13 protein-coding genes are annotated in these 13009 nt (G+C 62.6%); 7 read left to right on the plus strand and 6 right to left on the minus strand.

The annotated features are described in order from the left end of the window. Nucleotides 1-39: 39 nt before the first annotated feature. The 3 genes from QCE73_RS11615 to xseA all read right to left on the minus strand — a co-directional run bounded on the left by QCE73_RS11615 (nt 40) and on the right by xseA (nt 3550). A complete protein-coding gene (locus QCE73_RS11615) occupies nt 40-1170 on the minus strand; it encodes an acyltransferase (protein WP_309881298.1) in 1131 nt (376 codons plus the stop codon). A 222-nt stretch (nt 1171-1392) separates the two neighbouring features. After that, the gene (gene sodB / locus QCE73_RS11620; protein ID WP_035500805.1) at nt 1393-1974 is read right to left on the minus strand and encodes a superoxide dismutase [Fe]; all 582 of its coding nucleotides are present in this window, start codon (nt 1972-1974) and stop codon (nt 1393-1395) included. A gap of 208 nt (nt 1975-2182) precedes the next feature. Further along, nucleotides 2183-3550 (minus strand): exodeoxyribonuclease VII large subunit, encoded by a 1368-nt coding sequence (gene xseA / locus QCE73_RS11625; protein WP_309881300.1) that lies wholly within the window; start codon nt 3548-3550, stop codon nt 2183-2185. A gap of 438 nt (nt 3551-3988) precedes the next feature. On the opposite strand from xseA, the gene lpxK reads away from it, so the two are divergent. From lpxK to QCE73_RS11650, 5 genes are all read left to right on the plus strand, one after another. Further along, complete coding sequence (gene lpxK / locus QCE73_RS11630) at nt 3989-5005, plus strand: tetraacyldisaccharide 4'-kinase (protein WP_238212704.1); 1017 nt, start codon at nt 3989-3991, stop codon at nt 5003-5005. Beyond that, complete coding sequence (locus QCE73_RS11635) at nt 4986-5192, plus strand: Trm112 family protein (RefSeq protein WP_061119386.1); 207 nt, start codon at nt 4986-4988, stop codon at nt 5190-5192. Before lpxK ends, QCE73_RS11635 begins: the two co-directional genes overlap by 20 nt. A 10-nt stretch (nt 5193-5202) precedes the next feature. Further along, nucleotides 5203-5994, plus strand: coding sequence for a 3-deoxy-manno-octulosonate cytidylyltransferase (gene kdsB / locus QCE73_RS11640; RefSeq protein ID WP_309881302.1), 792 nt, complete (start codon nt 5203-5205; stop codon nt 5992-5994). A gap of 288 nt (nt 5995-6282) precedes the next feature. Next, entirely contained in the window at nt 6283-6948 is a 666-nt protein-coding gene (adk, locus tag QCE73_RS11645) for an adenylate kinase (RefSeq protein ID WP_309881303.1), read from the plus strand. A 203-nt stretch (nt 6949-7151) separates the two neighbouring features. Continuing rightward, on the plus strand, nt 7152-7910 hold the full coding sequence (locus tag QCE73_RS11650; protein WP_309881304.1) for a 3-hydroxyacyl-CoA dehydrogenase: 759 nt from the start codon (nt 7152-7154) through the stop codon (nt 7908-7910). A gap of 50 nt (nt 7911-7960) precedes the next feature. On the opposite strand, the gene QCE73_RS11655 is transcribed toward QCE73_RS11650, so the two are convergent. Together QCE73_RS11655 and murJ are read right to left on the minus strand one after the other, a co-directional pair. Next, complete coding sequence (locus QCE73_RS11655; RefSeq protein ID WP_035500792.1) at nt 7961-8806, minus strand: SirB1 family protein; 846 nt, start codon at nt 8804-8806, stop codon at nt 7961-7963. Next, nucleotides 8806-10356 carry a murein biosynthesis integral membrane protein MurJ gene (gene murJ / locus QCE73_RS11660; protein WP_309881306.1) on the minus strand — a complete coding sequence of 517 codons (1551 nt, stop codon included), beginning with the start codon at nt 10354-10356 and terminating at the stop codon, nt 8806-8808. Before murJ ends, QCE73_RS11655 begins: the two co-directional genes overlap by 1 nt. A 357-nt stretch (nt 10357-10713) precedes the next feature. Between murJ and rpsT the strand changes: the two genes are divergently transcribed. Beyond that, nucleotides 10714-10992, plus strand: coding sequence for a 30S ribosomal protein S20 (gene rpsT / locus QCE73_RS11665; protein WP_309881307.1), 279 nt, complete (start codon nt 10714-10716; stop codon nt 10990-10992). Nucleotides 10993-11161: 169 nt separating this feature from the next. On the opposite strand, the gene QCE73_RS11670 is transcribed toward rpsT, so the two are convergent. Continuing rightward, complete coding sequence (locus QCE73_RS11670) at nt 11162-11500, minus strand: DUF3579 domain-containing protein (protein ID WP_035500784.1); 339 nt, start codon at nt 11498-11500, stop codon at nt 11162-11164. Nucleotides 11501-11997: 497 nt separating this feature from the next. On the opposite strand from QCE73_RS11670, the gene argF reads away from it, so the two are divergent. Beyond that, on the plus strand, nt 11998-12927 hold the full coding sequence (argF, locus tag QCE73_RS11675) for an ornithine carbamoyltransferase (RefSeq protein ID WP_309881308.1): 930 nt from the start codon (nt 11998-12000) through the stop codon (nt 12925-12927). Nucleotides 12928-13009 lie beyond the last annotated feature (82 nt).

Below are 13009 nucleotides of genomic sequence, written 5' to 3' on the forward strand. Positions count from 1 at the left end.
TTAGGCTCGCGTCCCGGCCCGTGCAGCGACGGCCTGCGCTCAGGCGCCGAGCGTCGCCCTGCCGCGTTGCTTGCTCCGGGTCAGATACCGGCCCAGTCGAATCGACGGCTTTTCGATCGCATAGTATCCGGCGATGCTGACCGGAAGAATCAGCACGGCGGCGATCAACATCGACATGCCGTGATACGTCTCGCCGAAATAATGCAGCACGCCCAGCAGCACGATGCAGTGCAGCAGGTACAGGCTGAAGGAAATCTTGCCGAGAAATACCAATGGCCGCGCAGCCAGAAAATTGGCAAATGGCCTGAGCGAAATCGCGAGAATCAAAATGCCGGTCACGGCCGGAAGGACGAGCCAATCGTCGGCAAAACTGCGCAGCACATCGTTGGATATCAGATGGCGATTCACTGAGCCGACGAGGCCATATAGCGCGAGCGAAATCATCAATGCGCCGAAAAGCCAGCGAGGCGAATGCCGCGCAATTTTCGACACGATTGCCTCGCGATATCGCGCAATCAGGGCGCCCAGCACGAACATCGACATGTAGTGAATGGTCGGAATCCACTCGCCGCGAAGACTCGCGTCCATGAGCGTCCGATGCAGCGGGAAGTAATAACCGAACGCCGCGAGAGACAAGCCGACACTTAGCGCTACGGAAAACCAGAGCGGCGTGGCAAATACCACGACGACGAGAATCGGAAAGAGCAGCGAGATACGCATCTCGTAGACCAGCGACCAGAGCACCGGATCGAGCGTGCTATTGCTGAATGGAATCAGGAAGTAGAGATGGTTCAGCAGATCATGCCGATCGATGCCTGCATGCCATGCCTCGTTTACCCACTCGCCGGTCCACGACAGATTCGACCGGTAAAGAACGCAATACGCTGAATATGCGGCGAGCACTGCAAACAAGTAAGGTATATAAATCCGGCAGACGCGCTTGACGACGAACTCGGCGAAACCTGGCTTGCTTTCTCCGGTGACCTGCAAAGTCAGCGCAAAGCCGCTCAGCGCGAAGAACAGAATCACGGCGGAATGCCCCTCCGCGAATGCGCGCCACGGGACATGCTGAATCCATCGTGTCAGTGATATTTGTGAATAGTGACTGAATACGACCGTCAAAGCGGCAATGCCGCGCAATGAATCGAGTTGGTGATAGCGTGTCGTCATTGTTCAGCTCGCGTCTTGGTTGGCCGGGCCAACATGCAGAATCGGAAGCCAGTTCGGCGACCTCGATCCCGTTAGACTGAGTGAGTCTTCGACGTTCCCCAAAAAGAGCAGGCATATGCAAACTGCCGGGCGCATCAATAAAAAAGCCCTCTTTCGAGGGCTTTCTTTCCGTTTGCGGCATTCTGAAAATCAAAGAACGCCACAACCGTTTTTCACGCGCAATCAGGCACCGAAATTCTTCGCTGCGAAATCCCAGTTCACGATGTTCCAGTAAGCCTCGATGAACTTCGGACGCGCGTTGCGATAGTCGATGTAATAAGCATGTTCCCACACGTCGATGGTCACGAGCGCCTTCGCGTCGGTCGTGAGCGGCGTGGCGGCATTGCTCGTCGACACGATATCCACCGTGCCGTCGGTCTTCTTCACGAGCCAGGTCCAGCCCGAACCGAACGTGCCGGTCGCGACCTTGGCGAATTCTTCCTTGAACTTGTCGTAGGAACCGTACTTTGCGTTGATCGCGTCAGCCAGCGCGCCGGTCGGTGCGCCGCCGCCGTTCGGCGACAGGCTGTTCCAGAAGAACGTGTGATTCCAGACTTGCGCGGAGTTGTTGAACACGCCGCCCGACGACTTCTTCACGATCTCTTCGAGGGGCAGGTTCTCGAATTCGGTGCCGGGGATCAGCTTGTTCAGGTTCGTCACATAGGTCTGGTGGTGCTTGCCATAGTGATACTCGAGCGTTTCTTCCGACATGTGCGGAGCGAGCGCGTTCTTGTCGAACGGCAGCGGCGGGAGCGTATGTTCCATGATGCGAGCTTCCTTTCTATGTGGATTGTGGGATTGTGAGGATTGAAGCGTGGAGCAATGGATTGTAGGCGAGTTGGGATAACCCAGCAAACCGTGTGCCCTTTATGAGCAAGATTGCTTTCCATAGGCCTCACAAGGCGTAAAAAGTGCTCTGACGAGCCTCTTCGGGCACGTCAAATGTACGCCGATTTCCCGTGTCGCGCCGGCTTCAGAATTCGTCTGACAGACGCGGCTGGACATCGGCGAGCAGCACGTCCGCGGAGCCTTCCGCGAGATGAACGGTGAGCGGCCGCCTCGGTTTCAACGCGTTCGGCGCACGCACGGCGCGGCCGGTCTGAGCGTCGATCAATGCGGCATAGCCGCGTTCCAGCGTGCGCTGCGGACTGAGCACCTGCAAGCGCGCCGCCAGTTCCGAGACGTACGCTTTTTCGCGCTCCGCGCGTCGCTCATGCGCGCCGCCGATGCGCTGCGCGAGCCGCAGCAGATGCTCGCGTTCGGCAGCCACGTTCGGACGCTTTCGCTGCCAGCGATACTGCACCAGCGCGAAATGCGCGCGCGCATCGCGCACGGGCCGCGCGCCCGCGGTACTGAGACGGCTCGCCAGTTGCCGCAGATGCGCACGCTGCCGCGCGAGCCGTTCCGCGGGACTCACGAGCCTGCGCGCGAGCCAGTCGAGTTGCTGCGCGCGCCGCTCCATCATCCGGCCGAAGCCGCGAGCGAGCGCCGCATGCCGATGATCCAGCTCGCGCAACAGCAGCACGCGCTGCGGGCTGACGAGTTCGGCGGCGGCGGTCGGCGTCGGCGCGCGTACGTCGGCGGCGAAATCGGCGATGGTGAAATCCGTTTCGTGTCCGACGCCGCTCACCACCGGCAACTCGCTCGCCGCGATCGCGCGTGCCAGCACTTCCTCATTGAACGCCCACAGATCCTCGATCGATCCGCCGCCACGGCACACGATCAGCACATCGACTTCGCGACGCGCATTGGCGGCTTCGACCATCGCCGCGAGCTTCGCGCCGACGCCCGCGCCCTGCACCGGCGCCGGATACACGACGACCGGCACATGCGGCGCACGACGCGCGAGCGTCGTCAGCACGTCGCGCAAAGCGGCAGCCTGCAACGACGTCACGATGCCGATGCCGCGCGGATGCGTCGGCAGCGCGCGTTTGCGCTCGGCCGCGAAAAGTCCTTCGCTTTCGAGTTGCGCCTTCAGCCGCAGGAACGCTTCGTAGAGCCGGCCCTGCCCAGTGCGCCGCACCGCTTCCACGTTGAGCTGCAACTCGCCGCGCGGTTCGTACATCGTGACGAGCGCGCGCACCTCGATCTTGTCGCCTTCGCGCGGCATGAACTCGGCGTATTGCGCACGGCCGCGAAACATCACGCAGCGCATCTGCGCGTTCGCGTCCTTGATCGAAAAGTACCAATGGCCGCTCGCCGCACGCGTGAAGTTCGACACTTCGCCCGACACCCAGACGAGCGGGAACGATCGTTCGAGCATCGAGCTGATCGCGCGATTGAGCGCCGAAACGGGGATGACGGCATCGCCGCTTTGCGACGGCAGGGAATCGGGAGTCATGTCTGATGGGAAAAATATTTGCGACGCGGCCGCCGTGTCCGATGGACAAATGCCGCTGAACGAGGTACGCAAGTGTAGCAAGTGTCCACACAGAAAGACTTACCGCAATGCCCGCCGCAGCATCGTCGGAGGGCCGTGACTTCGTCCCAAACCATTGATTTTTAGACGATAATTTTTCGTGAACACTGTAATCCCCGGAGCAACTCTTTCCTGACGCGGCAATGCGCCCGACGCGCCGCAAGTTCTTCACAGACTTATCCACAGGCGCTCGCATTGCGCCGGGCCGAATCCTCGCCCATGCTCGCGACTGGCGCCCACGGCTCACGCGCGCTAGAGTGCCGGGTTCCAGCACCCGCCAACCGTACTCCGAGGAGCTGCCGTTGCACGCCATGCCGTACCCGATCTGCCGCCCGTCAGCGTTCAGCGCGAAGGCGGTCCATGTCTGATTTCAAACCGCCGATCGAGAACTTTCTCGCCCGCGAATGGCGCCGTCGCGGTCCCGTCGCCTGGGCGCTGACGCCCTTCGCCTGCATTTTCGGCGCGATCGCAGCCACGCGGCGCGCCTTCTACGAACTCGGCTGGATCAAGCGCGTCGATGTCGGCGTGCCGGTGGTCGTCGTGGGCAACGTGACCGTCGGCGGGACGGGCAAGACGCCGACGGTCATCGCGCTCGTCGAGGCGTTGCGCGCCGCCGGGTTCCAGCCGGGCGTGGTCTCGCGCGGCTACGGCGCGAAGGTCGCGAAGCCGACGAGCGTCACGCCGACGTCCGCCGCCGCGCAGGTCGGCGACGAGCCGCTGCTGATCGCACGCCGCACGCACGCGCCGGTGTTCGTCTGCCCGGATCGCGTCGCCGCCGCGAAGGCGCTGATCGAAGCGCATCCGAACGTCGATGTCCTCGTCTCCGACGACGGCCTGCAGCACTACCGCCTCGCGCGCGCGTTCGAACTCGTCGTGTTCGATGCCCGCCTCGGCGGCAACGGCTTTCTGCTGCCCGCGGGCCCGTTGCGCGAGCCGATGTCGCGCCGCCGGGACGCGACGCTCATCAACAGTCCGTACGAGCGCACGCTGCCGCCGTGGCCGGACACGTTCGCGCTCGAACTCGAATCCGGCGACGCGTGGCTGCTCGACGATCCGCATCAGCGCCGTCCGCTCGATCAGTTCGCGGGCGAGAAAGTGGTCGCGGCGGCGGGCATCGGCTCGCCGGAGCGCTTCTTCGCGACGCTGCGCGCGGCGGGCATCACGCCTGCGACGCGCGCGTTCCCCGATCACTATTCGTATCGCGAGAATCCGTTCGCGGGCGTCGAAGCCGATGCGATCCTGATCACCGAAAAGGATGCAGTAAAATTTGGGGCCTGGCGCGACGCACGCATCTGGGTCGTTCCGGTGCAAGCCGTGCTCAGACCGCGCCTCATCGCTCTTGTTGTGGAGAAACTCCGTGGACGCACGTCTGCTTGAAATCCTCGTTTGCCCGATCTGCAAAGGCCCGCTCAGTTACGATCGCGCGGCGCAGGAACTCGTCTGCAGCGCCGACAAGCTCGCCTATCCGATCCGCGACGGCATTCCCGTGATGCTCGTCGACGAAGCGCGGCAGACGGTCGAAGGCACGCCCGTCGAGCCGATCAAGCCGAACGGCGACGCCTGAGCGCGCTGACATGTCCGTTCCGTTCATCGCGGTCATTCCGGCGCGTCTCGCGTCCACGCGCCTGCCGAACAAGCCGCTCGCCGATATCGGCGGCAAGCCGATGGTCGTGCGCGTCGCCGAGCGCGCGCGCGAATCCGGCGCGAGCCAGGTGCTCGTCGCGACCGATTCCGACCGCGTGGTCGAGGCCGTGCGCGATCACGGCATCGAAGTGATGATGACGCGCTCGGATCATCCCACCGGCACGGACCGTCTCGCCGAAGTGGCGACGCGCCTGAACTGGGACGACGACGCGATCGTCGTCAACGTGCAGGGCGACGAGCCGCTCATCGATCCGCAACTCGTGCGCGATGTCGCCGCGCACCTCGCCGCGCGTCCCGAATGCGCGATCGCCACGGCCGCGCATCCGATTCACGATCCCGCCGACGTCTTCAATCCGAACGTCGTGAAGGTCGTGCTCGATGCGAAGAGCGTCGCGCTCTACTTCTCGCGCGCGCCGATTCCGTGGACGCGCGATCTCTGGCAGCCGCACTGGCCGGACGTCGCCGCGCTCGGAAAACTGCCTTCCGTGCCGGAGAACGTGCTGCGCCACATCGGGCTCTATGCCTATCGCGCGAAGTTTCTCCGCGACTTTCCGACGCTCGCGCAAGCGCCGATCGAAGCAGCCGAAGCACTGGAGCAACTGCGCGCGCTGTGGCACGGCGAGCGCATCGCGGTGCGCGTGACGCAGGACTCGCCGCCGCCGGGTGTCGATACGCCCGCCGATCTCGAGCGCGTTCAGGCGCTTTTCCCCACAGCCGACTGAGCGCTGCCGCACAACCCGTGTAAACCCCGCCGACGCCCGATTGGCGGGGGTTTTTGGCGGTTTCTATCCGCGTTATTACGGTCGCGATCGTAAGGAGCCGTGGCATAATCAAGCGATTGCGCGAGCCTTCCGGTCAGCGCCACGCTCAACGTTGCGCCGCTGTCCGCAGGTGCCCGCCGTCTCCTTTCGGCCGCGCGCCCTGTCGTCGACGCCGCACGAGCCAAGCCACCGGATGTCAAATCAGCCTCGCGGCTTGAAGCGGTTTATAGACGATTCGGAGAGATCACCATGCGTTTGATCCTGTTGGGCGCACCCGGTGCGGGCAAGGGCACCCAGGCAAACTTCATCAAGGAGAAATTCGGCATTCCGCAGATTTCGACCGGCGACATGCTGCGCGCAGCCGTCAAGGCAGGCTCGCCGCTCGGCGTCGAGGCGAAGCGCTACATGGACGCGGGCGAGCTGGTGCCGGATTCGCTCATCATCAATCTCGTGAAGGAACGTCTGCAGGCGGACGACTGCCAGAACGGCTATCTCTTCGACGGCTTCCCGCGCACGCTGCCGCAAGCCGAAGCCATGAAAGACGCGGGCGTCGCGATCGACTACGTGCTCGAGATCGATGTTCCCTTCGACGAAATCATCACTCGCATGAGCGGCCGCCGCGTGCATGCCGCATCGGGCCGCACGTATCACGTCAAGTTCAATCCGCCGAAGGTCGACATGACCGACGATGTCACCGGCGAGCCGCTGATCCAGCGCGACGACGACAAGGAAGAGACCGTGAAGAAGCGTCTCGACGTGTATGTCGCGCAGACCAAGCCGCTGATCGCGTATTACAACGACTGGGCGAAGAGCGGCGACGCGCCGAACGGTTTGAAAGCGCCGGCGTATCGCAAGATCGCGGGCACCGGCACCGTCGATGAAATCCGCACGCGCGTGTTCGACGCGCTGAAGTAAAGCGCGCCACGCATCGCGCCCGAAGAAAACCCGCTCTCGACGAGCGGGTTTTTTTACGCCTTCAAATCCGCATGATCGATGTGCGATTTTGCGATCACGGGCTTCGCTACAATCGACGCGTTTCCCAAAAGGACTACATCGGCGCGAGCGGCACATACCCCTGCCCTCGCACGCACGCACGAATCACATAACGGAGAAGCAGCATGGAGATGCAAGGCAATGTCTTTCTGATTACCGGTGGCGCGTCGGGACTCGGCGCGGCGACGGCGCGGCTCATTACGGCGCAAGGCGGCAAGGTCGTGCTCGCCGACATGAACGAAGCGGCAGGCGAGGCGCTCGCGAACGAGCTGTCCGGCGCCTTCGTCAAATGCGACGTGAGCCAGGAAAGCGACGGTCAGCGCGCCGTCGAAACCGCGACGAGTCTCGGCACGTTGCGCGGCCTCGTGAACTGCGCGGGCATCGCGCCGGCGGCGAAGACGGTCGGTCGCGACGGTCCGCACGCGCTCGATCTGTTCTCGAAAGTGATTTCGGTGAACCTCATCGGCACCTTCAACATGATCCGGCTCGCGGCCAGCGTGATGTCGAAGAACGAAGCCAACGATGCGGGCGAGCGCGGCGTGATCGTGAATACGGCATCGGTGGCGGCGTATGACGGGCAGATCGGCCAGGCGGCCTATGCGGCGTCGAAGAGCGGCGTCGCGGGCATGACGCTGCCGATCGCGCGCGATCTGAGCAAGAGCGGTATCCGCGTGATGACGATCGCACCGGGCCTGTTCGAAACGCCGATGCTGCTCGGCATGCCGAAGGAAGTGCAGGACGCGCTCGGCGCGATGGTGCCGTTCCCGTCGCGCCTCGGCAAGCCGGACGAATACGCGATGCTCGTCAAGCAGATCTTCGATAACCCGATGCTCAACGGCGAAGTGATCCGTCTCGACGGCGCGATCCGCATGCAGCCGAAATGACGCTTTGGATGTGAAAACGGCGGGCTTCTCCCGAAGTCCGCCGTTTTCGTTCAGTCGCCGTTGTGCTGCGTGCGCTGTCGCAGTTCGTGCAATTCGGTCTCGACGACCGTCGCGTCCTCGGCATCCGGGCGTATCTCGATGTAACGCTGCAAATCTTCGAGCGCCGGTCGCAGATAATCCAGACGCGCGTAAGCGAAACCGCGATCGCGCACTTCCTCGATGCTGTTCGGCAGCGCGATTACGAGCCGCTGCTGAACCGCGAGCAGCCGCTGCCAGCGTTCCGTCTGCAAGTAAGTGCCCTTCAAATTCCGCAGCATGCGCGCGACGATCTCGCGGCGCGTCGCGGGCTGCAACAGCACGCGCAGCGCGCTGCCGATCGATTCGCCCACGCGCTGCACATACGGCTCCAGCATCTCGACCATCTGCGCTTCGGAAAGCGTTTGACCGGTAGTCGGATCGAGCATGAGATCCTGACCCGGTGTGGCGACGCGCAGCAGGAAATGCCCCGGAAACGACACGCCGCGCACCGGCAAGCCGAGTTGCTCGGCCATTTCCAGATAGATCACCGCGAGCGAAATCGGAATGCCGCGACGCCGGCGCAGCACCACGTTCAGATGGCTGTTGTCGGGATCGTAGTAATCGTTGAGGTTGCTGGAGAAACCCAGCTCGCGGAAGAAGTATCGATTGAGCGCATCGACCTTGTGCTCCACGCTCGCGTCGTCGGGCATACGGCGACGGGCGCGCACGACGAGTTCGTCGATCTCCGCGAGCGTGGCCTGCATGTCGAGATCGGGGTACGCATCCTGCGCGAGCGACAAAGCCGCTTCCGTGAGCGGAAGGCTCTCGTCGTCCGCCATCAGCGAAGAGAAGTAGTCGAGGATACGCGTTGTCGTCATCAAAGCGTGCGTCTCTTGAAATAGGCGTACTTGAAGCCCATTGCGGACAGAATACCGAAATATAGCGCGGCGAACACGACGAGGCTCGCACCGAGGAGCGCGATGCGCATGAACGGCGTCGCGCGCATGCCGATCCAGTCGAAATTGATCGCCACCCAATGCATCGTGCCCGCAAGAATCAGGCACGCACCGATCAGTTGCACGAAAAAGCGCAGCCAGCCCGGCGAAGGCTGGTAGATCTTGCGGCGGCGCAGACCCGCGAACAACAGGAGCGCATTGGCGAGCGCGCCGAGGCCGATCGAAAGCGTCAGACCTGCATGGGAAAAAATCGGCACGAAGATGTAGTTGCTGACCTGCGTCATGATCAGCACGAAGACCGCGATCTTCACCGGCGTCTTGATGTCCTGCTTCGCGTAGAAACCCGGCGCGAGAATCTTGATGAGGATGAGCCCGATCAGCCCGATTCCGTACGCCGCCAGCGCGCGGCCGACCATCACGACCGAATGGCTGTCGAACTTGCCGTAGTGAAAGAGCGTCGCGGTAAGCGGCTCGGCGAAGAAGAAGAGCGCGATCGCGCTGGGCGCGGCCAGCAGGAACGTGATACGCAAGCCCCAGTCGAGCAGCGCGGAGTATTCGTCGTGATTGGCGTCGACGTGCGCTTTGGAGAGGCTCGGCAGCAGGATCGTGCCCAGCGCCGCGCCCAGCAGCGCGGTGGGGAATTCCATCAGACGGTCGGCGTAGTTGATCCACGACACGGCGCCCGCTCCGATGTTCGACGCGATATTCGTGTTGATGATGAGGCTCAACTGCCCCACCGACACCGCGAACATGGCCGGGACCATCTTCAGCAACACCCGCTTGACCCCCGGATGCGCGAGCGCGCGCCGGAAGTTCAGCCCGACGCGCGGCGTCATGTCGATTTTCTTCAGGCCGGGGATCTGCACGAGCAATTGCAGCACGCCGCCGACGATGACCGCATAAGCGAGCGCATAGACCGGCACCTTCAGATGCGGCGCGACGAACACCGCCGCGAAAATAAACGCGACGTTCAGCAACACGGGGGCGAACGCGGGCAGCGAAAACTGCTTGTACGTGTTGAGCACGCCGGAGGCGAGCGTCGTCATCGAAATGAGGACGATGTACGGAAACATGATGCGCGTCATCTCGACCGCAAGCGTGTATCCGATGCCTTCGTGCTTGAGCCCCGACGCCACCGCGTAGACGACCCAGCTCGCGCCCGCCATGCCGGCTATCGACAGCACGACGAGGAACCACGTGAGCACGGTCGACATCGCGTCGACGAGCGCCTTGGTCGGATCGTGGCCCTTGCTGTTCTTGAACTCGGCGAGGATCGGGACGAACGCCTGCGCGAACGCGCCTTCCGCGGAGAGACGCCGCAGCAGATTGGGAATGCGGAACGCGACATAGAACGCGTCGGTATAGAGACTGGCGCCGAAGGCTCGGGCGATCAGCGTTTCGCGGATCAGGCCGGTCACGCGCGACAGCAGCGTGAAGCCGCTGACCGTCAGGAGGGCTCGGAATAGATTCATGGGGCTCTTATTATAAGGGCCTCGTGCTACGCTCCCACGATACTCCGTTTGCTGCGGAACAATTGCATCAAATCGCCCGGCAGCGGCGCGATCCACGCGACGCTTGTCACGTCTCATATTCCCTTGCTATAATTTCCGGTTTCGAAGCTCCAAAATTCTATCGAATCGTCGGTGGATCATGCAGCTTCGCGTCTTTTCCGGCTCCGGCCGGCGATGTTTTAGAGGTTCTCGGGCAATCGTTCCCGGGATTTCAGATCAAAGGCAGCGCGATCGAGTGCCCGTGTAAGGGTTTTTCAAGGCCTTCGCCGGCCGCGCGCTCCGGACAAGTAACAGCAGAAACAGGACAAGGAAACCGTCATGGCAAATTCCGCTCAAGCTCGCAAGCGCGCCCGTCAGGCCGCCAAGGCAAACTCGCACAACTCGGCGCTGCGCTCGAAGTTCCGCACGGCCATCAAGGCAGTTCGCAAGGCTATCGAAGCCGGCGATCAGGCCAAGGCCGCCGAAGTGTTCCAGTCGTCGGCCAAGACGCTGGACATCATCGCGGACAAGAAGATCGTCCACAAGAACAAGGCTGCTCGTCACAAGAGCCGCCTGGCTGCAGCAATCAAGGGCCTGCAGGCCCCCGCTGCCCAGTAATTCCGGCTCGCTTCTGGCGGGCGCTTTTCGGTCATCGTGAGTTTTCGTTGACTCAGGCGTTCGCCGAAGCAGCTTCCTGTTTCCGCTGCGCAGTAACGAAAAAGCCCGCTTCGGCGGGCTTTTTTGCGTCTGCAAATTCTGTCGCTTGCTGTCGCTTACTGTCGATGCATCAGGGCTGGTGCTGCTGAGTCTGCGTGCCGTGATGCGGCGGCAATTCGCACGCTTCGGTCACGAGCAGATCGTTGTCCTTCGCGAAGTTCAGCACGAAGTCGAAAGCCATCGGCTCGATGTCGCGCAGGCGTGAATCGACGATCACGACCTTGATGTCGTCGATCATCGTCGGACGCACGTAGATGGAGTATTGCAGACGGGCGTTGGGCCCTTTCGCCTTGGGGCCGAAGCCCGACATCACACCGCACAGGCGCTCGGACCAATCGCTCGGCCGAAACTTCCTCCCGTTCCTGGTGATGCCTTGTATGAAGTATTCGGTCGGAGATGTTTCAGCCATGTAGAAATACCTTTTGACGGCCGGTGACGCGCACCGGGACGCACATGCCTGACGCAGGGAACCGCATGGGCCGGCGCAGGAGATCGATTCTGTGAGAACCGTCCGCGCCCGCGGCAGGAATGGCGGACTCGACAGCACTGCGCAATCCACCGCGAAATCGAAACGCACGAAGCCACGCCGACCGGATTCTTGCGAACCCTTCGCCGCAAATGCGCGTGAAACGGTGCTGAATGTTGCAGAACTGTTGAAAAACGAGCGAGCGCAATTATACCGCAGCGACCTCTTTTCCGCAGCGCACACAGACATCGGGCGCGTCCATCAGGGGTATTACGAGGCCGTGGGCGGGGCCTGCGCGCTCGGCATCGTCCTTTTGGCCAGCCTCGTCAAACATCGCAAAATCCTTTATGCTCAAATGCGATACCACTCACGACGGCGGCGCCGTCCGGCCCTGACGCCTCATGGCGAAGCGGCCGGTTCGAAGCCGCCGCCTGCGTTTCATGACCGCCAAAAAAATTCGCCACTATCTTCAGTTCAAGGATTTTTCGCTCGACGACTACGAGTATCTGCTCGAACGCGCGCGCATCCTGAAGCGCAAGTTCAAGAACTACGAGACCTATCATCCGCTGCACGATCGCACGCTCGCGATGATCTTCGAGAAGAGCTCCACGCGCACGCGTCTCTCGTTCGAAGCGGGCATCTTCCAGCTCGGCGGCCACGCGGTCTTCATGAACACGCGCGACACGCAGCTCGGCCGCGGCGAGCCGATCGAAGATTCGGCGCAGGTCATCTCGCGCATGGTGGACATCATCATGATCCGCACGTTCGGCCAGGACATCATCCAGCGCTTCGCCGAAAGCTCGCGGGTGCCCGTCATCAACGGGCTGACCAACGAATATCACCCGTGTCAGGTGCTCGCGGACATCTTCACGTTCTACGAGCATCGCGGTCCGATTCTCGGCAAGACCGTCGCGTGGGTCGGCGACGCGAACAACATGCTCTACACGTGGATCGAGGCCGCGCACATCCTCGGCTTCAGGCTGCGCCTCTCGACACCGCTCGGCTACAAGCTCGACCCCGCGCTGGTCTCCGAGGAAAGCAAGCCGTTCTTCGAAGAGTTCGACGATCCGAACGAAGCGTGCGCGGGCGCCGACCTCGTCACGACGGACGTCTGGACCAGCATGGGCTACGAAGCCGAAAACGAGGCGCGCATGAAGGCGTTCGCCGACTATTGCGTCGACGCGGAGATGATGGCGCGCGCCAATCCCGACGCGCTCTTCATGCACTGCCTGCCCGCGCATCGCGGCGAGGAAGTGAGCGCGGAAGTCATCGACGGCCCGCAGAGCGTGGTCTGGGACGAGGCGGAGAACCGTCTGCACGTCCAGAAGGCGCTGATGGAGTATCTCCTGCTCGGCAAGCTCAATCACTGAGCGAATCCCGGGCAAATCGGCGCTGCCGATGAGCCGCGCATCCCGAATTTGCGGAAGCGCGGCTTTTTGATGTCAAAATAGC

The organism is Caballeronia sp. LZ029, from assembly GCF_031451275.1.
Classification (GTDB): domain Bacteria; phylum Pseudomonadota; class Gammaproteobacteria; order Burkholderiales; family Burkholderiaceae; genus Caballeronia; species Caballeronia jiangsuensis.